Source organism: Methylosinus trichosporium OB3b, assembly GCF_002752655.1.
Lineage (GTDB): Bacteria > Pseudomonadota > Alphaproteobacteria > Rhizobiales > Beijerinckiaceae > Methylosinus > Methylosinus trichosporium.
The window spans coordinates 522,209-542,639 of the sequence record NZ_CP023737.1 but is presented as its reverse complement, the minus strand read 5'-3'; the positions used below and the strand labels follow the sequence as shown (position 1 = coordinate 542,639).

At 66.8% G+C, this 20,431-nt stretch carries 19 protein-coding genes, 1 tRNA gene and 1 riboswitch; of the genes, 9 read left to right on the top strand and 11 right to left on the bottom strand.

Annotated elements, in window-relative coordinates; genetic code table 11:
* Window positions 1–131: 131 nt before the first annotated feature.
* The 10 genes from CQW49_RS02520 to cobU all read right to left on the bottom strand — a co-directional run bounded on the left by CQW49_RS02520 (window position 132) and on the right by cobU (window position 5,998).
* Window positions 132–389 carry a hypothetical protein gene (locus CQW49_RS02520; RefSeq protein ID WP_003609699.1) on the bottom strand — a complete coding sequence of 86 codons (258 nt, stop codon included), beginning with the start codon at window positions 387–389 and terminating at the stop codon, window positions 132–134.
* Window positions 386–1,075, bottom strand: coding sequence for a hypothetical protein (locus CQW49_RS02515; RefSeq protein WP_003609700.1), 690 nt, complete (start codon window positions 1,073–1,075; stop codon window positions 386–388). The genes CQW49_RS02520 and CQW49_RS02515 overlap by 4 nt, the downstream gene beginning before the upstream one ends.
* Window positions 1,072–1,491 (bottom strand): hypothetical protein, encoded by a 420-nt coding sequence (locus tag CQW49_RS02510; RefSeq protein WP_003609703.1) that lies wholly within the window; start codon window positions 1,489–1,491, stop codon window positions 1,072–1,074. The genes CQW49_RS02515 and CQW49_RS02510 overlap by 4 nt, the downstream gene beginning before the upstream one ends.
* Complete coding sequence (locus CQW49_RS02505) at window positions 1,488–1,955, bottom strand: hypothetical protein (protein ID WP_003609705.1); 468 nt, start codon at window positions 1,953–1,955, stop codon at window positions 1,488–1,490. The genes CQW49_RS02510 and CQW49_RS02505 overlap by 4 nt, the downstream gene beginning before the upstream one ends.
* The gene (locus CQW49_RS02500) at window positions 1,952–2,323 is read right to left on the bottom strand and encodes a DUF6011 domain-containing protein (RefSeq protein WP_003609707.1); all 372 of its coding nucleotides are present in this window, start codon (window positions 2,321–2,323) and stop codon (window positions 1,952–1,954) included. The genes CQW49_RS02505 and CQW49_RS02500 overlap by 4 nt, the downstream gene beginning before the upstream one ends.
* 259 nt (window positions 2,324–2,582) lie before the next feature.
* Entirely contained in the window at window positions 2,583–2,786 is a 204-nt protein-coding gene (locus CQW49_RS02490) for a helix-turn-helix transcriptional regulator (RefSeq protein ID WP_003609711.1), read from the bottom strand.
* A 623-nt stretch (window positions 2,787–3,409) separates the two neighbouring features.
* The gene (locus CQW49_RS02480; RefSeq protein WP_003609714.1) at window positions 3,410–3,682 is read right to left on the bottom strand and encodes a hypothetical protein; all 273 of its coding nucleotides are present in this window, start codon (window positions 3,680–3,682) and stop codon (window positions 3,410–3,412) included.
* Window positions 3,679–4,995, bottom strand: coding sequence for a tyrosine-type recombinase/integrase (locus CQW49_RS02475; protein WP_003609716.1), 1,317 nt, complete (start codon window positions 4,993–4,995; stop codon window positions 3,679–3,681). Before CQW49_RS02475 ends, CQW49_RS02480 begins: the two co-directional genes overlap by 4 nt.
* A gap of 304 nt (window positions 4,996–5,299) precedes the next feature.
* Window positions 5,300–5,393 (bottom strand) — tRNA-Ser (locus CQW49_RS02470).
* Between the two features lie 92 nt (window positions 5,394–5,485).
* Complete coding sequence (gene cobU / locus CQW49_RS02465; protein ID WP_003609718.1) at window positions 5,486–5,998, bottom strand: bifunctional adenosylcobinamide kinase/adenosylcobinamide-phosphate guanylyltransferase; 513 nt, start codon at window positions 5,996–5,998, stop codon at window positions 5,486–5,488.
* A gap of 42 nt (window positions 5,999–6,040) precedes the next feature.
* Window positions 6,041–6,238, top strand: a riboswitch (cobalamin riboswitch).
* Between the two features lie 85 nt (window positions 6,239–6,323).
* On the opposite strand from cobU, the gene CQW49_RS02460 reads away from it, so the two are divergent.
* The 8 genes from CQW49_RS02460 (at window position 6,324) to ppsA (ending at window position 18,237) form a co-directional block, all read left to right on the top strand.
* Window positions 6,324–7,325: an aminotransferase class I/II-fold pyridoxal phosphate-dependent enzyme gene (locus CQW49_RS02460; protein WP_003609720.1), complete on the top strand. Its 1,002-nt coding sequence runs from the start codon at window positions 6,324–6,326 to the stop codon at window positions 7,323–7,325.
* The gene (gene cbiB / locus CQW49_RS02455; RefSeq protein WP_003609723.1) at window positions 7,322–8,251 is read left to right on the top strand and encodes an adenosylcobinamide-phosphate synthase CbiB; all 930 of its coding nucleotides are present in this window, start codon (window positions 7,322–7,324) and stop codon (window positions 8,249–8,251) included. The genes CQW49_RS02460 and cbiB overlap by 4 nt, the downstream gene beginning before the upstream one ends.
* Complete coding sequence (locus CQW49_RS02450; RefSeq protein ID WP_003609724.1) at window positions 8,236–9,696, top strand: cobyric acid synthase; 1,461 nt, start codon at window positions 8,236–8,238, stop codon at window positions 9,694–9,696. The genes cbiB and CQW49_RS02450 overlap by 16 nt, the downstream gene beginning before the upstream one ends.
* Window positions 9,693–10,727 (top strand): nicotinate-nucleotide--dimethylbenzimidazole phosphoribosyltransferase, encoded by a 1,035-nt coding sequence (gene cobT, locus CQW49_RS02445; protein WP_003609725.1) that lies wholly within the window; start codon window positions 9,693–9,695, stop codon window positions 10,725–10,727. The genes CQW49_RS02450 and cobT overlap by 4 nt, the downstream gene beginning before the upstream one ends.
* Window positions 10,728–11,401: 674 nt before the next feature.
* Entirely contained in the window at window positions 11,402–11,899 is a 498-nt protein-coding gene (locus CQW49_RS02440) for an RNA polymerase sigma factor (protein ID WP_003609726.1), read from the top strand.
* Between the two features lie 111 nt (window positions 11,900–12,010).
* A complete protein-coding gene (locus tag CQW49_RS02435) occupies window positions 12,011–12,952 on the top strand; it encodes a FecR family protein (protein ID WP_003609727.1) in 942 nt (313 codons plus the stop codon).
* Between the two features lie 187 nt (window positions 12,953–13,139).
* Window positions 13,140–15,647, top strand: coding sequence for a TonB-dependent siderophore receptor (locus CQW49_RS02430; protein ID WP_003609728.1), 2,508 nt, complete (start codon window positions 13,140–13,142; stop codon window positions 15,645–15,647).
* 208 nt (window positions 15,648–15,855) lie between these two features.
* Window positions 15,856–18,237, top strand: coding sequence for a phosphoenolpyruvate synthase (gene ppsA / locus CQW49_RS02425; protein ID WP_003609729.1), 2,382 nt, complete (start codon window positions 15,856–15,858; stop codon window positions 18,235–18,237).
* A 21-nt stretch (window positions 18,238–18,258) separates the two neighbouring features.
* On the opposite strand, the gene CQW49_RS02420 is transcribed toward ppsA, so the two are convergent.
* The gene (locus CQW49_RS02420; RefSeq protein WP_003609730.1) at window positions 18,259–19,365 is read right to left on the bottom strand and encodes an NADH:flavin oxidoreductase/NADH oxidase; all 1,107 of its coding nucleotides are present in this window, start codon (window positions 19,363–19,365) and stop codon (window positions 18,259–18,261) included.
* A gap of 276 nt (window positions 19,366–19,641) precedes the next feature.
* Between CQW49_RS02420 and CQW49_RS02415 the strand changes: the two genes are divergently transcribed.
* Window positions 19,642–20,385 (top strand): phytochelatin synthase family protein, encoded by a 744-nt coding sequence (locus CQW49_RS02415; protein ID WP_197507771.1) that lies wholly within the window; start codon window positions 19,642–19,644, stop codon window positions 20,383–20,385.
* Window positions 20,386–20,431: the final 46 nt, after the last annotated feature.

Sequence of the window (20,431 nt, the reverse complement as noted above, 5' to 3'; positions counted from 1 at the left end):
TCGTTTGACGAGCCATTCGCCGGCCGATTCGAAGATGATTGAACCGAACGGCTCGAGTGTGAACTTCCGCCGCTCGGGCGCAGCCGGCTCGCCAGGCACAATATTGAAATCGTCAAGCGCGACGGGGCGACTCATTCAGCCCCCTTTCTCGTCTCGCGCTGCAACTCGTTCATGCTCGTCGCCGCTTCTCGCACGGCGGCGACGATAGCGGCGAGCATGTCGTAGGCGAGCGGGTCGTCAGCGAAGTCCAGCGCTACAGTTGCGCCGAGCGCAAGACGTGGCACGTCGCCGAGTACGTCGATGATATGCGAGCGCAACAGGCCCGCGGTGAATCCGCCGTCGTCGCGCTGCATGGCCTCGCGCTGGCGTTTGTTGAGAGGCTTGCTCACGTGCGCGCCTCCATCGCCGCAGCGCGCTTGAGCAGATCGTTCATTTTGGCAAGGGGAGCGCCGTAGATCCCGAGGCGCTGATCGCGCACGCCTGCTCGAACGCATTCAATGAAATTTCGATCTTCATCCGACAGGTCGAGCGATTCGATACGGTCGAGCCATTCAAGATGATCGTCCTCTATGTCGTTCCATTGCGGAGCCTCGATACCAGCCTTCACGCGACGATAGCGTTCGCGCTCGGCTTCCTCGGCCCGGTTCTCGGCCTCTTTGCGCGCCTTCTCCTCTTCACGCTGGCGTCGCATAGCTTCGTCGCGTTCGGCTTTCTGACGCGCGCGCTCTTCCTCGGCCGCGCGGCGCTCCTCCTCTCTTTTTTTGTCTCTTTCTTCCCAACGGCGAAGCGTCTCTTCGGTATCGCGAATGCTGGCTCGCCGCTGCTCCGGCGTCATCGCCATCCATTCGCGAAGCCAGTCGTCAACGTCGAAATCGTAAGATGAGGCCCTGCGCTTTTCGTGTTCGAAGCCGCCGGCCTTTTCGATGGCCTCGCGCGAAAACTCAATCCCGAGGTCGGCGGCGATCTTCTCGCCGAGGTGACGGCAAGCCGCGCGTTCGCCATCGGTCGCAGCCGCGTCGTCATGCAAAGCGAGCATCTTCGCTAAGCGGGCGAGACGGGGATCGGCGATCGTCATGCGGCGCCTCCGTCGTTATCGCGCTTATGCGCCTCAGCAAGGAACGCAAGGATCTCGCCGGCAGACCAGCCGAGCGTGATTTTGGAGAGCGCGTCGGAGCCGGCTTTCGAGTAATCATGCTCGAAGGACGGGCGCACATAGCCCTCGGAGATCATCGCCGAAATCAGGCCCTGTGCCATGTAGTGCGGGGCGATCGTCACTATACCGTCACGTGTCGCGATCGTCTTCACCTCGGCGCGCCAGTCGGCGGCGAGCTTGCGCTTGAAGATCCGGCGCCGATCGCGAGGTAGCGCCATGCAGGCGAGAAGATCGTCAAAAGCGTGCCACAGGAAATCCGCGCCGGGCCTCGGCGAGCGGAAGAAGCGGAGCGTCGAGGCGCCGAGCGGGGCGATCTGAAGAGGAGCGATGACAGTCATCGGCGCGCCTCCTTTTCGCGCCGCCGCCCTCTCGCGAACGCGAGAATATTTCCGTTGATGCCAGACGCGGAGAACAGCTCGGCGACGACGAGCAAATCTTCGTGAAGGCGCCGGCCGTCGTCGTCGGATTGGCGGTACGCGCCGTAGGTGCGGGCGGTTATCCAGTAATCCGCATCCGACGCAGCAGATCCGCCACCATGAACGAACTGAACCGCATCGCGTCCAGGAAGGATTGCGGCGCCGTCCTCGACAAGCGTCGCAATTTGGTCGGTGAACTCCCATGCAGGCCGGCGCCCGGAATACGCTTCCGTCGCCTCGCGTCCGACAGCGGCTCGGAACTCCACCGGCATTGTCTCAAGGGCCGCATCGAATCGCTCGGCCGCGGCTATGCCGAGGCGGCGTCGAATAGAAACCCAGAGGAACGCCGGAAAGCGCGTATCGTCGTTATCGAGAAATTCGATCATCGGCGCGACTCCTCGATGGCCTCTAAAACGTGTGACCAGCACTCCGGCCCAATACCGCGCTCGATCGTCTCAGGGTCGGTCAGAGCGCGGCCGCAGCAGACGCAGGATGTCGACGACAGATTCGCGCCGCCGATGATCTTTTTCGCGATGTCGTGGATTCGCTTGTCGCGCCGCCTCTTATTGGTCACGGCGCCCTTCGCGGCCGAGACCTTGCGGCGTTCGCGGAGCGTCTCTTCAGCATCGGCGACGGCGGCGCGAACGCGATCGGCGCTATATCCGTTAGGATTCCAGAGTGTCCCGTCGTCATTGACGCCAAGATCGCGCAGCGTCTCGCCATCGAAGCGAATCGTTCGGAAGAGGCTCGCCATTATCGCGCCTCCCGCAAATAAGCGGAGAGCGTCGCAAAGTCGTCGCCCTGCGCGCCGGTCGCGTCGTCGCGCCAGCGGCCCGTGTAACGATTCAGCCGCAGCCCCGGCCACCGCCTCGCGAGCGTCGCGCGCGAGGGGATTTTCGCTTGATCGACTGAGAGGGATTGGGCTATCTCAGAACCGATCAGCGCGCCAACGTGATCGTTCCGAGGCCGGTCCGCTCCCGAGGCGGCCGGCTTCGCTGCTTTGGAGGTCATCGTTACACGGCCTCCCCGATCGACTTCCTAATTTGCCAAGCCTTCCAGGCTTCCCATTCGGAGCGCCGGAAGAAAAGGCGTTCGCGGATTTTGATCGGCTTCGGGAAGTTAAGGCGTTCGTCCGCCATCCATCGGGCGATCGTGCGGGGCGAGCGTCCAATCTCGGCCGCAAGCTTCGGCTTAGGAATCAAATCGTCGTCTGCCATTTCGCACCCTCCGTCCGCGTCATTGCGTGACATGACGAGGATGGAGGCGGATCGGCCTCAATCAGAAGTGGAAAAGGTCGGAAAGTTCGTCGACATTTTCCATGTGTTAGAGCAATGCTTTATGCACGTTTCGCATTGGCCTTGGATGGCGGACCATGGTGCCCGCGTCTCCGCGAGCTCGCCGGCCGTGGCGGCGGCTCGAGATATGGCCGTGAGGCCTCGATAAATTCTTCGAGACTCAGAGGCTGCGGCAGCTCTCGCATAAAGCGCTCATGCGCCGCCCGGCGCGCTGGCTTGCGCTTGACCCACGCGTCGTAGCGATCTCCGACATTCTCCTTCGTTAAGCCTCGATAGGACTTCGGCAGAGTTTCCTCACAATCCAAGAGCAGCTTTACGAATGGAGCCCGACCGCACGGCGTCGGATTACAAGCGTTCCAAATGAGCGCGATGAATGCGTCGTAAGCGTGAAACGGCTCGCGCTTCTTTGGCGTGATACCTTTTTGTAGAACTCGGTATGTCAAAGATTTTATATCATCAATCTCATAAATATCTGCTTGTTCAATTAGTTCTTGTGCGACGTTGAAATGTCCAGGTGGAGATTCTAATTTAGCAACAGCAAGACACTAATCGAAAGCTTCTTGCGCTTTTAACATCGCTGCCAAGAATTTTTCCACGGGCTTGCGAGTATTCTCGCGCCCGAGTCCGCCGGTGTCCTGTGTCAAAAACCGCGGGTTGCTGTGAATGAGGCGGCCCCGCGCCCAGATTGCGTGCAGGTCGTGCTCGTTCGGCCTCTCAAAGCCGTTTGCGACGAAACTATCGCCGAGCGAGCGAAGAAGGGCGCGCCGACGCTCGTCTGTTGTCGCGTCATAGCCACTGATTCCCGTCGCTTCCGTCATCGCCGCCCCTTCTTCTTCAGCTCGACGACGTTCGCCGCCGCGCGCCCGGTCACGATCGCGTCGAGCCGCCGCGCCCAAGCGTCCAGCGCCGCCCGCTTTTCCGCCGAGTAGCTGTAGCGGTTGTAGACCGCAGCGACGCCCTTGATGGTTCCGCTGCGATGGTTGAGCACGGCCTCGACGACGTGCGGCGCGATACCGAGCCCGGCCATGCCGCTGGCGCAGGTCCGGCGCAGGTCGTGAAGCGTCCAGCGCTCGGGCGCCTTCACTGTCTCAGGATCGGCCGCAGCGGCCTGCATCGCCTCGAGAATAGCGGCGTCGAACTGGTCTTTCGCCTTGCTGAAGCCCGACACGGGCGTCTTGCCCGTGGTGGTGAAGATGTATCCCGGCGCGTCCTTGCCGCCTTCGATCTTGGGAAGGCCCTTCAAGATCGCGACGGCGGTGGCGGAGAGCGGGACTTCATGAGCGGCGCCGTTCTTCGCCCGCTCCTTCGGAATCGTCCAGAGCTTGCCGGCGAGGTCGACTTCGCTCCAGGTCATATGCGCAACCTCGTCACGCCGGGCGCCCGTGAGGAGGAGAAGCTTCCCGATCGGGCCGAACGGCCAGCCGGCGCCGTCGAACGCGCCCCAGGTAAGCCGCAGCTCGTTATCGGACAGCACACGGTCTCGGCTCGTCTCGGCGACTGGCGCCTTCACGCGGTCGCAGGGGGAGGCCTCGATTATCCCGCGGCCGATCGCCCAGTTGCAGACGCGGCGGAAGGCCGCGAGCGTGCGGTTCGCAAGGATCGGAGCCGGGCGATCTTTGATCTTGTCGAGAAGCTCGTGAATGTCGCCGCGTGTGATGTCGCCGAGGCGCCGGCCGCGCCAGGCCGGGACGATTTCCTTGTTCAGGATGCGCTCGACCTCGCGCCATGACGCCTCGCGCGTGTTCGGCTTCGCTTGCCGATCGATGTAGGAGACGCAGACGTTTTCGATCAGGTCGTGAGCCGGCCGGGCGGCGGCGGCTTGGCGCTTCGCTTCCTGCTTCTTAGTCGCTGGGTCTTCGCCACGCGAAATCGTAGCCATCGCCTGTTTGGCAAGCTCTCTCGCAAGCGTGAGTTGTTCGGCGGCGTCTTCGGCCTTCTTCGCTTTGCAGCCGTCAAACGTCAGCTTTCTGGCCTGTCCCTGGAAACGGTAGCGGAAAGCCCAGGAACGTGCGCCCGACGGCTGAATGACGAAATAGAGCCCATTAACGCCGCGGTCGCCGTCTGGGATTTCTCGCCGCACGGCGCCCGGCTTCAATTGCTTGATTGCTGCGGTGGTGAGCGTCTTTGCCATCGGTCGCCCCTCGGGGTATCGGCCGGGTAACAAAACGAGGGCGTCTCGGGTCGTTACCCAATGGCTTAGACATTACGGGACATGCCGACAAATCGCAAGCAACATATAGGGAAAATCCGGTTAGAGCGTCTGCTTTTGTCTCGCCCTGTCCGGCCCTGTTTCCTGCCTTCGAAGCAGTAGGTCGTAGGTTCGAATCCTACTGGGGTCGCCAATCTCCAAAGCTGAAGAGTCGACGCGTCGTCGCCCGGGGATGGCGCGGACGCTGGACATCACGTCCCGTAACATCAGGAAAAATCGCGTTATTTGGCGGAGACGGAGGGATTCGAACCCTCGATAGGGCTTTACAACCCTATAACGGTTTAGCAAACCGCCGCCTTCAGCCTCTCGGCCACGTCTCCGCTGCGCCGATTCGGGCGTCTTGCGCCTGTCGGGGCAGGCCACATATGCCAAACCGCCGAATCCTTGGCAAGGGCCGTCACGCGACTTCCTCTCAGGATATGGTCGGCGCCTTCAGCGTCAGTGGCAGGCCGGCGGCGATGAAGACCACATGATCCGCCGCCGCGGCCACCCGCTGATTGACCCGGCCGGCCTCGTCGCGGAAGCGGCGCGCCAGCGCATTTTCGGGCACGATGCCGAGGCCGACCTCATTGGCGACCAGCAGCAGCTCCTTCTCCCGCATCGCTTCGAGGAGATGCGCCGTCTCGCGTGCGACGTCGCGTTCGGCGAGCATCAGATTGGAGACCCACAAGGTCAGGCAGTCGATCACCGCGATCTCCTCCGCCGCGATCTGCGCGAGCGCGGCGGGAAGGTCGAGCGGCGCTTCGAGCGTGCGCCAGCGCGCGCCGCGCTCGGCCCGGTGGCGGGCGATCCGCTCGGCCATTTCCGCGTCGAGCGCCTGCGCCGTCGCGATCATCGCCGGCCGGCGTCCGCTGGCCTCGGCGAGCCGCAGCGCATGGGCGCTCTTGCCGGAGCGGGCGCCGCCGAGGATGAGAGTCGAGGTCACAGGGCTCTGGCTCCGCGTTGACGAATTTCGAAGCGCGCTGATATATCGGCGCTCACGACAGGTTCCCCGCCAGGGGATGAAAAGGGAACTCGGGTGAAACCCGGGCTGCCCCCGCAACTGTGAGCGGCCAGCGTTTCCGTCATAGGCCACTGGGCGGCGTTTCGAAAGCGCCCCCGGGAAGGCGACGGAGCATCGCGACGACCCGCGAGCCAGGAGACCTGCCAGTCGTCTTCTTTCGCCATGGGCGCGGGGCGCGCCTCATGGCGGGGCGCGTGCGCTCGCGCCCGCCTGTTCGCGCCCCGGTCCGCCGCAGGAGGGGCGCGCCATGACCGTCTCGACCACGCTCGGCGCGATGAACGGCTTCACCTTTCACGGCGGCCGGCTGGCCGGCGCGGAGCTGGCGTGGCCGCAGGCGCCGCGGCCGTGGATCGACCTCTCCACCGGCGTCAATCCCGATCCCTATCCGGCCCCGCCTGCGCGCTGCGCCGCCCGCGCGCGCCTGCCTTTCCCCGAGGAGATCGCCGCGCTGGAGGCCGCCGCCGGCGCCGCCTTCGGCGTCGATGATCCGCAGCGGGTCGTCGCGCTTCCGGGCGCCGAGGCGGGGCTGCGCCTGCTGCCGCATCTCCTCGGCGCGAAGACCGCCTTCGCGCCTGGGCCGACCTATGCGAGCCATGGCGAGGCCTGGACCGAGGCCGGCGCGCGGCTGGTGGAGCGCGAGGAGGAGGCCGAAGCGGTGGTCCTCGTCGATCCCAACAACCCGGACGGGCGGATGTGGGAGCGCGCCGACCTCCTCGACATTGCCGATCGGCTGGGCGGGCGCGGCTGGCTGATCGTCGACGAGAGCTTCGCTGATATGTGGGACCGGCCGAGCGTGGCGGCGGCGGGCCATGAGCGCATTCTGGCGTTGCGTTCCTTCGGCAAGTTCTACGGCCTCGCCGGCCTGCGCCTCGGCTTTGCGCTCGCGCCGCCGCAGATGGCGCAGCGGTTGCGGCGGGCGATCGGCGAATGGCCGGTCGGCGCCGACGCCATCGCGGCAGGCCTCGCCGCCTATCCGGATGTCGAGTGGCGCCGTCGCGCCCGCGCGCGCCTTTGTGCGCGCGCCGATGCTCTGGACCTGTTGCTGACGCGCTCAGGGCTGCGGGTGATCGGCGGAACGCCTCTGTTCCGTCTCGCCGAGGCGGAGGACGCCGGCGAGCGTTTCGGCCGTCTGGCGGCGGCGGGCGTGCTCACGCGTCCGTTCGAGCTGCGGCCGCGCTGGCTGCGCTTCGGCCTGCCGCGGGAGCGGGAGCTCGAGCGGCTGCGCGCCGCGCTGGAGGGAAGCGCATGAGCCGGCTCGCGCTCGCGGCGCTCGTGCTCGAGGCGACGGTCGGCTATCCCGACCGGCTGCATCGGCGCATTCCCCATCCGGTCGCCCATGTCGGCGCGGCCATCTCGGCGCTGGAGCGCCGCTGGAACCGGCCCGAGCGCAGCGAGGCCGCGCGGCGGCTCTCCGGCGTCGCTGCGTTTGCGCTCGTCGCCGGCGGGGCTGCGGTCGCCGGCGCGCTGGCGACGCGGGCGGCGGGACGCGGGCCGCTGGGGCAGGGCGCGCTGGCCTTGCTGGCGACCACGGGCCTCGCGCAGCGCAGCCTGCATGATCATGTCGCCGCCGTGCGCCGGCAGCTCGAGGCCGGCGATCTCGCAGAGGCTCGGCTCGCCGTCGGCCGCATCGTCGGGCGCGACGTCGAAGGGCTGGACGCCGAGGGCGTCGCCGCCGCGGCGCTGGAGAGCCTCGCCGAGAGCTTCAATGACGGGGTGGTCGCGCCGGCCTTCTGGCTGGCGGTCGGCGGCCTGCCGGGACTCTTCGCCTATAAGGCCGTGAACACCGCCGACAGCCTGATCGGCCATAAGGAGCCGCGCTGGCGCAGCTTCGGCTGGGCCTCCGCCCGCGCCGATGATGCGATGAATCTGGTCCCCGCGCGGCTCGCCGGAGCTCTGATCGCGCTCGCCGGCGGCGGCGGCTGGAGGACGATGCTGCGCGACGCGCGCAAGCACGCCTCCCCCAACGCCGGCTGGCCGGAGGCGGCGATGGCGGGCGCGCTCGGGGTGAGGCTGGGCGGGGCCGCCTCTTATGACGGCGTGCGGGTGGAGCGGCCGCTGTTCGGCGAGGGGCGGGCGCCGGACGCGCGCGACCTTCGCCGCGGCATGGGCGTTTATGTCGGAGCTTGTGGCCTGTTGTGGCTGCTGGCGGCGGGGGCGGCATGGCGGCGGCGCTGATGGTGCAGGGTTGCGGCTCGGACGTGGGCAAATCGACCCTCGTCGCGGGCCTGTGCCGCGTGTTCGCCGACCGCGGCCTCGTGGTGCGGCCGTTCAAATCGCAGAATATGAGCAACAACGCCGCGGCGACGCGCGGCGGCGGCGAGATCGGCCGCGCCCAGGCGCTGCAGGCGCGCGCCTGCCGCACGGAGCCGACCGTCCATATGAATCCGGTGCTGCTGAAGCCGCAGAGCGATATCGGCGCGCAGCTGATCCTGCGCGGGCGCGTGGCCGGCGAGCTGCAGGCGCAGGATTTTCTTGTCCGACGGGCGGCGCTGCTGGATCTGGCGCTCGACAGTTTTCGCCGGCTCGCGGCCGAGGCGGATCTGGTGCTGGTCGAGGGCGCGGGCAGCCCGGCCGAGACCAATCTTCGCGCCGGGGACATCGCCAATATGGGCTTCGCCCATGCAGCCGACCTCCCGGTCGTGCTCGTCGGCGATATCGAGCGCGGCCATGTGATCGCGGCGCTGGTCGGAGCCCATGCGGTGCTGGACGACGCCGACCGCGGCCGCATCGAGGGTTTCATCGTCAACAAGTTCCGCGGCGATCCACGGCTCTTCGACGCAGGGCGTCGCGAGATCGTCGCGCGCACCGGCTGGCGCGATCTCGGCATGGTCCCTTTCGCGCCGGCGGCGCGGCTGCTGCCGGCCGAGGACGCGGTGGCGCTGGACCGTGCGCCGGCCGGCGCGGGGCGCAAGCTGCGCGTCGCCGCTCTGCTCTTTCCGCACATCGCCAATTTCGACGATCTCGATCCGCTGCGGGCCGAGCCCGGCGTCGCCTTCGGCTTCGTCGAGCCGGGCCGTCCGCTGCCCGGCGACGTCGATCTGCTGATCCTGCCCGGAACCAAGGCGACCATCGCCGATCTCGCCTTTCTGCGCGCGCAGGGCTGGGACATCGACATAGCGGCCCATGTCCGCAGGGGTGGCGGCGTGCTCGGCCTCTGCGGCGGCTTTCAGATGCTCGGGCGCCGCATCGCCGATCCCCATGGCCTCGAGGGGCCGGCCGGCGAGGCCGCGGGCCTCGGCCTTCTCGACCTCGACACCGTGCTCGCGCGCGAGAAGACCGTGCGGCCGGTGAGCGGCGCGCTCGCCGACGGCGGGGCGGCCTTCGCGGGCTATGAGATACATGCGGGCGTCACTGTCGGCGCCGCGCTCGGCCGGCCGTTGCTGCGGCGCGCCGACGGCGCCGCCGAGGGCGCGGTCAGCGCCGACGGCCGCATCGCCGGCGCCTATATCCACGGCCTCTTCGACCAGGGCGCCGCGCGCGCCGCTCTGCTCGCCCGCTTCGGCGGCGCCTCCGCCGGCGGCGATCATGGCGAGGCGGTGGAGGCCGCTCTCGACCAGCTCGCCGAGACGCTGCGGCGCAGCCTCGATATCGACGCCATCGCAAGGATCGCCGGCCTTTGACCTATCAACCTCCCGTCCTGCCCCCCTTCGATCCCGCTTTCGCGGCGCGCCTGCGCGCGCGGCTCGACGGCCTCGCCAAGCCGCCGGGCTCGCTCGGCCGGCTCGAGGACCTCGCCTTACAGCTGGCGCTGATCCAGGGAACCGAGAAGCCGCGGATCGAGCGCGTGACGGCATTCGTCTTCGCCGGCGACCATGGACTCACGGCCGAGGGCGTCTCCGCTTATCCCTCCGCCGTCACCACGGCGATGACGGCGACTTTCCTCGCCGGCCGCGCCAGCGTCAATGCGCTGGCCGCCGCCTGCGGGGTCGAGGTGGTGGTCGTCGACGCCGGGGTGGACGCCGATCTTCCCGCCCATGCGGGCCTTATCGACGCCAAGATCCGGCGCGGCTCGCGCAACGCCGCGGTCGAGCCGGCGCTGACCGAGGCCGAGGTCGAGGCGGCGCTCATTCGCGGCTCCGAGATTGCGGCGGCCTCGGGCGCCGAGGCGCTGGTGATCGGCGAGATGGGCATCGGCAACAGCGCTGCGGCGGCGCTGATCATGCATCGTCTCGCTCCGGCGCCTCTCGCCGATTGCGTCGGCGCCGGAGCCGGCCATGACAGCGAGGGTCTCGCGCGTAAATATGCGGCGCTGGAGCGCGCGGCGGCGCGGACGAGCGCGACCGAGCCTTTGGCGGTGCTCGGGGAGTTCGGCGGGCTGGAGATCGCCATGATGGCGGGCGCCTTCCTCGGCGGAGCGGCGGCGGGCAAGGCGATGGTGGTCGACGGCTTCATCTCCAGCGCCGCCGCGCTCGCGGCGCTGCGGCTGTCGCCGGGACTGTCCGAGCGGTTGATCTTCGCCCATGTCTCGGCCGAGCGCGGCCATGCCGGCATGATGGCGGCGATTGGCGCGCGCCCGCTGCTCGATCTCTCCATGCGGCTCGGCGAGGGCAGCGGCGGCGCGCTGGCCGCCCCGCTGCTGCGCGCGGCGGCGCGGCTGATGAGCGAGACCGCCGCGCTCGAGGAGGTGCTGGCCGGACGCTTCGCGCTCTGACCCTGTGGCGGTTCTGCAACAGGACCTTGATCGCAGGCGCTCGAGCGGAGGACGAGAATAGTCTCGTCCTCCTCGGCCGCGACGTCGATAACGCCCGCAACCAAAAGGGACGACCATCCGCGCTGTGGCGAAGCTGCAACAGGGCGAGGCTTTCATCAAGCTTTCAATGCGCCGTGCTTGACTCGGGCTCGGCCGCAGCGTTCGTTGTCATCATGGACAGGCTCGCGCCACTGCCGGAAAGACTCGCTCGCGTCTTGATCGCGGGGCTTTTCGCATGGGGCCTCCTGCTGCAGGGACTGGCGTTCGGCGCCGCTTCGCCGGGCGCAGGCCACTCCTCCACGGACGCTGGAGTCTGCGCCGCTCGCGACGGCGGCTGGCCCACGCCCGAGCACGGTTCGGCTTGCGAGTGCTGTGTCCCCTGCCGGGCCGGCCATCTCGATGGCTTTTCCCATTGGCTGGCGCTGGCTGGACCAAATGCGGTCCTGGCTTTTCCGGCGGCGGATGGGCGTGGGTCCGCGCCGCCTGCGTTCGCGGACCGGGGTCCGCCGCCCGGCTGGATCGGCTCCTGGTCGCAGCGCGCGCCGCCGCGTCTCGCTTGAGAGCGCGCGCCGGCGCCCTTGCGCGGCGGCGCCCGAAACCGGACAGCCTTCCTTTCGCTCCCTCTGGAGCCTCCCATGTTCGACGACAAAAAGTCGCTCGCCCGCGACTTGTTCGAGCGCAATCAGCGCGCGATTTTGCGCTATTTCACCCGCAAGGTGGGCCGCGACGCGGCGCCCGATCTGGTGCAGGACGCCTTTGTGCGCGTGCTGGGGAGGGGGCAGCTCGAGGCCGTCGCCGATCCGCCCGCGCTGCTGCAGAAGATCGCCATCAATCTCGCCCGCGATTTCGCCCGCAAGCGCAAGACCGAAACCGCCTTGCTGCGTCCGGGACAGGAGCTCGACGACGCGCCTTCCGACGAGGCGCCGCCCGAGGAGCGCATGGAGCACGACCGCAAGTCGCGCCTGCTCGATTCCGCGGTCGACGCTCTGCCGCCCCGCTGCCGGGAGGTGTTCGAGCTCAGCATGGAGGATATGAGCGTCGCCGAGATCGCGCGGCGCCTCGGCATTTCCGACCGCATGGTGCGCAAGCATCTCGCCCATGCGATGCAAATCTGCCGCGCGGCGCTCGATTGATGGGGCTGTCGGTGATTTTTTCCCTCGGCGAGGTTCCGCTTTCGGCTCGTCTTCGTCATAGCCTATATGAGATCGAGGCGCCGTCTCTTCGGGGCCGCAACGGACGTCGCCATGACGCATGACCGCGACCGCTCGCCGGCGCAGGAGGCGCGCGCGGCCGCCATCGAATGGTGGGTCGTCTCGCGGGCGGGTTTTTCGCGCGAGGAGCGGGCCCGGTTCGAGGCGTGGCGCGCGGCCGATCCGGCGCATGCGGCGGCCTATGCCGATATCGAGCGCACGTACGCCCATGTTCGCAGCGTGCGGCGCGCCCGGCGGGCGCAGGCGCCGGCAAAGACGCGGCGCCGCGAACGTCTCGTAGCCGGCGCTGCGGTCGCGCTCGCGGCCAGCCTCGCAATCTATGTCGCGATCGGTCCGCTCTCGATCATGCTGCGCGCGAATGTCGCGACCGGAACCGGCGAGACGCGCGTGGTGACGCTGAGCGACGGCTCGACGGTCACGCTCGACGCGCGTTCGGCGATCGCGCTGCGCTTCACCGAGGGTGAGCGGCGCGTGAGCCTGCTCGAGGGCGAGGCCTGGTTCGAGGTGGTGAACGATCCCGCGCGGCCTTTCGTGGTGGAGGCCGGGGGCGGGACGGTCACCGATCTCGGCACGACTTTCGATGTCGACATCGTCGATGGCGGCGCGCGCGTGGCTGTCGGCGAGCACAGCGTCGCCGTCGCCAGCAAGGGCGAGATGGTGATCGTCGAAGAAGGGCGGCAGACGAGCTTTGCGGCGCAGTCGCCGCCCGCGCAGCCGTCGCCGGCGCCGCGCAGCCTCGCCGCCTGGCGGCGCGGCAGCCTCGTCTTCGAGGATCGCCCGCTCGGCGAGGTGCTCCGAGCGCTCGGCCGCTATCGCCGCGGCTTCGTCGAATGCGCGACGCGAGAGATTTGCGCGCGGCCGGTGACGGCGGTGCTCCCCGCCGGCGATCCGCGCCAGGCTTTGCGCGAGATCGAGCTGTTTCTCGGCCTGCGCTCGGTGCATTTCACTGAAATGATGGTCATCCTCTACGAGTGAGGCCGGGAGGGCGCGCGCATTTCGCGATCAGCGGCTTTTCGAAATTTTTCTCACCGATCGAGGTTCCGAATTTTCGGTCTCCACGTGGAAGGAAACAGGGGCGTCGGGGCCCCTGCGGATAATTCACGGAGATCGACACATGGGATGGAATGCGGCGCGGCCAAGGGCGTCTCGTGAGGGCAGAGGAATGGATTCGACGCTGGCGGCGATGGCGGTGAGCGCTTTTGCTCTCGGAGCGCCATCCGCCCCGGCGGAGGCGGCTATTCCGCCGCAGAATGTGATGGCCGACGCCGTGCAGGATTACGCGATTCCGGCGGGCTCCATGTCCACCGCGCTCACCGCCTTCGCGGAGAGAAACGGCTTTCATCTGCTCTATGATGCGCGCGCGACGCGGCGCCTGACCTCGCCCGGACTCTCCGGCCGTTACAAGCTGCGCGAGGGGCTGGATCGACTGCTCGCCGGCACGGGCTACGCCTATCGCTTCGCCGATGTCGAAGGCAATGTGTCGATCGTGCTGGCGCAGGCCGATACGGTGCGCAACGACGCCGGCGCCGAGGCGCTGCCGACAATCGACATCGGAGCCGATGAAAAGAAGCGGACCAATCACGCCGATAAGCCGGGCGACAGCCAGCACGGCTCCGGGCTCGGCGGCCGCTTCACCGGCTATAATGTCACCGGACCGTCCGTCACCGGCAAATCCGATATTTCGATTCTGAAGACGCCTTTCAGCGTTCAGGTGGTGCCCCGGCAGGCGCTCGACGACCAGGGGGCCATTTCGGTCCAGGACGGCATCGTCGGCAATGTCAGCAGCGTCCAGCCCAACGGCAACCTCTTCTACGATGGCTTCACCATCCGCGGGCTGCCCAACGCCAGCATCTATCGGCAGAATCTGAAAGCGCCGAACATCACGCATCTGCAGACCGCCAATCTGCAGTCGATCGAGGTGCTCAAAGGGCCGGCGGCGATGCTGTTCGGTCGGCTCGAGCCTGGCGGCGTGGTCAATCTGGTGGTGAAGCGCCCGCTCGCCGATCCCTATTTCTCGGTGCAGGAGCAAGCGGGATCCTGGGGGAGGACGCGCACGAGCGTCGATGCGACCGGGCCGTTGACCGACGACAAGAGCTGGCTCTATCGCATGAACGTCTCGTTCGACCGCAGCGACTCTTTTCGAGACTTCGTCTTCAATCAGGACGCCTTCGTCGCCCCGACGCTCACCTACCAGCCGACCGAACAGTTTCGGCTGAACATCGACGCGGAATATCAGAACGAGATCTTCGTCTCGGATTACAACAATGTGATTCCGGCAGTCGGAAACCGGCCCGCCAACATTCCGATCAGCCGCTATCTTCAGGATCCGGCGGTGACGGCCGCCAATCCGAGCCGCATGGACCGCAAGTTCATCGGCTTCGACTGGACCTATGAATTCGACAAGGATTGGAGCCTGACCAATCGATTCAGCTATACGGCGATCGACTGGGCGCAAAGAGTCGCGACTTTCGACAATATCGACGAGAAAACGGGCGATATCACGCGCGGCGTGTGGGATGTGGACAATCAGCGAAATTATCTCGCCACGAATCTCGACCTCCACGGTAAATTCGAAACCGGCCCCTTCCAGCACTCCATTCTGGTCGGCTTCGACTATTTCAAAGAGGCCGACAATGACGCCGGCGTGTCCGGCCCCGTAGACAGCGTCGGCTCGATCAACATGTATGCTCCGACTTACAGTTTTTCTACCTATGCGAAGCCGCAGAATAATTTCTATTGGAGGTTTCGCCAGAGCTGGAAAGGCGTCTATGCGCAGGACTATATCTCGTTCCTGAACGATAAAGTGCATCTGCTGCTCGGCGGACGCTACGACTGGGCGAACTACGGCTATGGCGAAGGCAACTCATCCTATGCGCAGACGACGGCGGCATATGATTCGAACACTGGTTTCGGCTATCTCGGATCCTCCGACAAGGCGTTCAGCCCGCGGGTCGGCGTCGTCCTTCAACCCACGGAGTGGGTGTCTTTCTACGGGAGCTATTCGCAGTCCTTCGGCACGACGAACGGCCTTCCCGTTCCCGGCCAGCCGCCTTTCCGGCCCCAAAAGGGCGAGCAATTCGAAGGCGGCGTGAAGGCGGAGCTGCTGGATGGCAGATTGACCGCGAGCATGGCCTATTTCGCCATCACCAAATCGGGCATTCTCCAGACCGTCGGCCTCACACCCTACCAGACGCCGGTCGGCGAGATCGAAAGCAATGGATTCGAAGTCGACATCGCCGGGCGCATCGACGACAATTGGAGCCTGATCGGCAACTACAGCCATGACACCGTCCGCATCACCAAGGACGCCAATGTCGCCAATATCGGGCGCAGATTGATCAACGCCCCGATCGATTCCGGAAACATCTGGGTGAAATATGACGCCGATGGAGAGTTCAAAGGGCTCAGTCTCGGCGGCGGCCTCAATGTGGTCGGCGAGCGGCAGGGCGACAACGCCAATACCTTCCAGCTGCCGGCCTATGCGAGCGCCAATGCGATGATCGCCTATTCCTTCCAGCCGCCGGAGTTGCCCTGGACGAAGAATGTGACCGTGCAGCTCAATGTGAAGAACCTGTTCGACTCCGTCTATTATGTGAACTCGCAGAGCCGCGGCATCATCATGCCCGGCGCGCCGCGCACCTTCCTCGCCTCGATCCGCGCGGAGTTCTGAGCGGCGAGACTTACGACGGACACGCTCCCCTCGGGCGTGTCCGCGCAGCCTTCGAGGCTCGCGTTCGGACCGAGACTCTTTCCTCGCATTTTCCGCCACGGCGTCGCGTCGGCGTTGCCTCGGGCGGGCGCCGCTCCCATGTTGCAGGGATGAATGGCCGAGCGAAGCCGCGCATTCGCTCGCCGCGAGACCGCCGAGGGAGGAGCGAATGACCGACGCCGCAGCCAATGTCGTCTGGCTCGAGCAGGTGACGCGCGAGGACGTGGCGAGCGTCGGCGGCAAGAACGCCTCGCTCGGCGAGATGATCATTCATCTCACGAGCAGAGGCGTGCGGACGCCGCCCGGCTTCGCCACCACGGCGGACGCTTTTCGGCGCTTCCTCTCGAGCAATGATCTCACCAAATGCATCGCCGCGACTCTGGCCGAGCTCGAGGACGGGCGCGTCGCGCTCGCCGAGGCGGGCGCGACCATTCGCGGCGCCATTCTGCGCGGCCGCTGGTCGCCCGAGATGGCGAGCGCGATCGTCGAGGCCTATCGCGAGCTCGGCCGGCGCGTCGGCGCGGCGGAGCCGGACGTCGCCGTGCGGTCGAGCGCTACCGCCGAGGATTTGCCGAATGCGAGCTTCGCCGGGCAGCAGGAGACCTATCTCAATATTCGCGGCGAGCGCGCGCTGCTCGACGCCTGCCGGCGCTGCTACGCCTCGCTGTTCACCGACCGCGCCATCGCCTATCGCAAGGCGCAGGGCTTCGACCATATGAAGGTCGCGCTGTCGGTCGGCGTGCAGCTCATGGTGCGCTCGGACATCGGCGGGGCGGGCGTGATGTTCTCGCTCGACACCGAGACCGGCTTCGACAAGGTCGTGCTGATCGACGCCGCCTTCGGGCTCGGCGAGACGGTCGTGCAGGGCGCCGTCGATCCGGACGAATATGTCGTGTTCAAGCCCTTCCTCTCCGACGCCGCGCTGACGCCGATCATCGAGAAGAAGCGCGGCGCCAAGACGATCAAGATGATCTATGCGCAGGACGGCGACAAGCCGACGCGCGTCGTTCCGACCTCGAAAGCCGAGCGCGCCGCTTTCGTCCTCGCCGACGCGGAAATTCTCGAGCTCGCGCGCTGGGCGCGTCTCATCGAGGAGCATTACGGCCGGCCGATGGATATGGAATGGGCCAAGGACGGCGAGACCGGCTTGCTCTACATCGTGCAGGCGCGCCCAGAAACGGTGCAGTCGCGCCGCGGCGCGAGCGCGCTCGCGACCTATCACATTCGTCGCAAGGGCCGGATGATCTGCTCGGGCCTCGCGATCGGCGACGCCGTGACGTCCGGCGAGATTTGCGTGATCGAGGATGTGCGCGACATCGGCCGTTTCGTCGATGGCGCGATATTGGTGACGCGCACCACCGATCCCGATTGGGCGCCGATCATGAAACGCGCCGCCGCCATCGTCACCGAGCATGGCGGCCGCACCTCGCATGCGGCCATCGTCAGCCGCGAATTGGGATTGCCGGCGATCGTCGGCGCGAGCGACGCGACGCGCCTGCTGCACGACCAGCAGACCGTCACTCTCTCCTGCGCCGAGGGCGACACAGGATTCGTCTATGAAGGCGTCGCCGATTTCGAAGCCGAGGAGCTCGACCTCTCCGCTGTTCCGGAAACACGCGTGAAGGTGATGCTCAATCTCGCCGATCCGGCGGCGGCCTTTCGCTGGTGGCGTCTTCCAGCCGATGGCGTCGGCCTCGCGCGCATGGAGTTCGTCGTCAATAACGACATCAAGATTCACCCGATGGCGCTCGTTGGCTTCGACAGCCTTAAGGACGAGGAGGCCAAGCGTAAGATCGCCGAGGCGACGATCGGCTATGACGACAAGACGGAATATTTCGTCGACCGTCTGTCGCGCGCGCTCGGACGCATCGCGGCGGCATTCCATCCGCGGCCGGTCATTGTGCGCATGAGCGATTTCAAGACCAATGAATACGCCCAATTGATCGGCGGCGCGCAGTTCGAGCCGAAAGAAGAAAATCCGATGATCGGATTTCGCGGCGCCTCGCGCTATTATTCGCCGCGCTATCGTGACGGTTTCGCGCTCGAATGCCGCGCCATCCGCCGGCTGCGCGAGGAGATGGGCTTTGCCAATGTCGTCGTGATGATCCCCTTCTGCCGCTCGCCGAAGGAGGCGGACCGCGTGCTGGAGACGATGGCGGCCAATGGGCTGAAGCGCGGCGAGAATGGCTTGCAGGTCTATGTGATGTGCGAGATTCCGTCCAATGTCATTCTGGCGAAGGCCTTCGCCGAACGTTTCGACGGCTTCTCCATCGGCAGCAACGACCTCACGCAGCTGACGCTCGGCGTCGACCGCGATTCGGCCGAGCTCGCGCAATTGTTCGATGAGCAGGACGAGGCGGTGAAATGGATGATCCGCACGGTGATCGCGAGCGCGCGCGAGGCCGGCGCCAAGGTCGGCCTGTGCGGGCAGGCGCCGAGCGATCATCCGGAATTCGCCGAATTCCTGGTCGAATGCGGCATCGATTCCGTGTCGGTGACGCCCGACAGCTTTCTGGCGGTGAAGCGCCATGTGGCGGCGGCGGAACGATGAGCCTCGCCGCCGGCCGCCGGATCAAGGAAGGTCGAACAAAGACCGGAATTGATGCGGCTGCGACCGCAGATATTGCCGGGGCGCGCGCACGCGCGCGCCGAGCGCCGCCGCCGCATGCCAGGGCCAGCGCGGATCATAGAGAATGGTGCGCGCGATCGCGATCATGTCGGCGTCGCCGGTCGCGACGATCGCCTCCGCCTGCTCGAAGCCGGTGATGAGCCCGACGGCGATCACCGGAATATCGACCGCGCTCTTGACGGCGCGGGCGAGCGGAACCTGATAGCTCGGCCCGACGGGAATCGCCTGCGCCGGATGCAAGCCACCGCTCGACACGTGAATGGCGTCGCAGCCGCGCGCCGCCAGCGCTTTCGCGAAAGCGACGGTCTCGTCTATCGTCCAGCCGCCCTCGACCCAATCCGTTCCCGAGACGCGCACGGACACCGGCTTGTCGGCGGGAAAGGCCGAGCGAACGGCGTCGAACACCTCGAGCGGAAAGCGCATGCGGTTTTCCGGCGAGCCGCCATACTCGTCGTCGCGCCGATTGGAGAGTGGCGAGAGGAATTGGTGCATCAGATAGCCATGCGCCGCATGCAGCTGGATGAGCTCGATCCCGAGCCGCGCCGCGCGAGTCGCCGCGCTCGCGAAGGCGTCGCGAATGCGGCGCAGCCCGTCTTTGTCGAGCGCCTGCGGAGCCGCCTCGTCGGGCGCATGGGGAATGGGGGAGGGCGCCTCGGTCCGCCAGCCGTGCGGGTGATCGGGGGCGAGCTGCGCGCCGCCCTGCCAGGGGACTTCGGTCGAAGCCTTGCGGCCCGCATGGGCGAGCTGGATCGCGATCGGCATGTCGGACCAGCGCCGCACGCCGTCCAAAATGCGGCGCATCGCCGATTCCGTTTCGTCGTTCCACAGCCCGACGTCGCCGTAAGTGATGCGGCCCTCGGGCGTGACTGCGGTCGCCTCGATCGTCAGCAGCGCCGCGCCGGAATGCGCGAGATGGCCGAGATGAATGAGGTGCCAATCGTTCATGCAGCCGTTCTCGGCCGAATATTGGCACATGGGAGCGATCACGATGCGATTGACGAGTGTAAGATCGCGAACGCGGATCGGCTCGAAGAGAGCGGGTCCCGACATGAGAAGTCTCCCTGTCTATGTAGAGGGCGCGACATTACGCTTCGAGCGGCGCGCCGAAGATATATCGGAAAGCGCGCGTCGAGCGCCGGATCGTGATGGAATATGCCACATTCGTCGAACGCAACGCCACTGCTGCGGGTCGGATGGTCGGGGATGCGTAGCGCTGCGCCTCGACGAGCGCGGATTTCGACGGCGATTGCGCGCCGAGCCCGGCGGTTCTACTCTGTTCTGTAGCGAGGCCTTGCGCCGCAGCTAAGCCTGCGCAGCTCCGAGACGATGATGACGATCCCCCGCCGCTCATTTGTTGCACTGCTCGCGCGCGTCGCCTTCACTCTCGCTCTCGCCGTCTCCGCGGCGCGGGCGGAACGGCTGCCGCTCGCGGAAAATCTCGTCGATCTGCGCAGCGCGCAGGGGCGCGAATGGCTCCTCGAAGCCGATGCGCGCGAGGCCTATTGGCCGCTCGCGGCCGAGTTCGTCAGCCAGACCAATGGCGCCTTCTGCGGCGTCGCGACGCTGGTGATGGTGCTCAACAGCCTCGAGGTCGCCGCGGCCGGCGTCGATGCGGCGAGCTTCACGCAGGAGAATGTGTTCAGCGACCGCACCGAGGCGATCGTGCGTCGCGACAGCATTCTGCAGAGGGGCATGACGTTGGACGAGCTCGGCGCGCTCTTTGCGAGCTTCGGCCTTTCGGCGCGCGCGGTCCACGCCGCTGCGTCCTCGCTCGAGGAGTTCCGCGCGCTCGCGGTCGATCATCTGTCGCGCAAGCGGCGTCACGTCGTCGTCAATTATCTGCGCTCGGCGCTCGGACAGCAGCGCGGCGGGCATATTTCGCCGCTCGCCGCTTATGACGGCAAGACAGACCGCTTTCTCGTGCTCGATGTGGCGCGCTACAAATATCCGCCCGTGTGGATCGCCGCCGCCGAGCTCTATGCCGCGATGAACACCATCGACGCCGGCAATGACGGCCGCAGCCGGGGATTCGTGCTGGTGGGCGGGGAGGCGCTGGGGAGCAGCGAGTAGGGGCGCGAACCAACAATGGAGTCGCCGCGCGGCTGAAGGATTGCTT

Excerpts from the sequence above, each read along its gene's own strand:
- CQW49_RS02440 (WP_003609726.1), top strand. The coding sequence starts at position 11,402 with ATGTTCGACGACAAAAAGTCGCTCGCCCGCGACTTGTTCGAGCGCAAT.
- CQW49_RS02505 (WP_003609705.1), bottom strand. The coding sequence starts at position 1,955 with ATGATCGAATTTCTCGATAACGACGATACGCGCTTTCCGGCGTTCCTC.
- CQW49_RS02500 (WP_003609707.1), bottom strand. The coding sequence starts at position 2,323 with ATGGCGAGCCTCTTCCGAACGATTCGCTTCGATGGCGAGACGCTGCGC.
- CQW49_RS02435 (WP_003609727.1), top strand. The coding sequence starts at position 12,011 with ATGACGCATGACCGCGACCGCTCGCCGGCGCAGGAGGCGCGCGCGGCC.
- ppsA (WP_003609729.1), top strand. The coding sequence starts at position 15,856 with ATGACCGACGCCGCAGCCAATGTCGTCTGGCTCGAGCAGGTGACGCGC.
- CQW49_RS02490 (WP_003609711.1), bottom strand. The coding sequence starts at position 2,786 with ATGGCAGACGACGATTTGATTCCTAAGCCGAAGCTTGCGGCCGAGATT.
- CQW49_RS02510 (WP_003609703.1), bottom strand. The coding sequence starts at position 1,491 with ATGACTGTCATCGCTCCTCTTCAGATCGCCCCGCTCGGCGCCTCGACG.
- CQW49_RS02475 (WP_003609716.1), bottom strand. The coding sequence starts at position 4,995 with ATGGCAAAGACGCTCACCACCGCAGCAATCAAGCAATTGAAGCCGGGC.
- CQW49_RS02515 (WP_003609700.1), bottom strand. The coding sequence starts at position 1,075 with ATGACGATCGCCGATCCCCGTCTCGCCCGCTTAGCGAAGATGCTCGCT.
- CQW49_RS02420 (WP_003609730.1), bottom strand. The coding sequence starts at position 19,365 with ATGTCGGGACCCGCTCTCTTCGAGCCGATCCGCGTTCGCGATCTTACA.
- CQW49_RS02480 (WP_003609714.1), bottom strand. The coding sequence starts at position 3,682 with ATGACGGAAGCGACGGGAATCAGTGGCTATGACGCGACAACAGACGAG.
- CQW49_RS02460 (WP_003609720.1), top strand. The coding sequence starts at position 6,324 with ATGACCGTCTCGACCACGCTCGGCGCGATGAACGGCTTCACCTTTCAC.
- CQW49_RS02415 (WP_197507771.1), top strand. The coding sequence starts at position 19,642 with ATGATGACGATCCCCCGCCGCTCATTTGTTGCACTGCTCGCGCGCGTC.
- CQW49_RS02450 (WP_003609724.1), top strand. The coding sequence starts at position 8,236 with ATGGCGGCGGCGCTGATGGTGCAGGGTTGCGGCTCGGACGTGGGCAAA.
- cbiB (WP_003609723.1), top strand. The coding sequence starts at position 7,322 with ATGAGCCGGCTCGCGCTCGCGGCGCTCGTGCTCGAGGCGACGGTCGGC.
- CQW49_RS02430 (WP_003609728.1), top strand. The coding sequence starts at position 13,140 with ATGGATTCGACGCTGGCGGCGATGGCGGTGAGCGCTTTTGCTCTCGGA.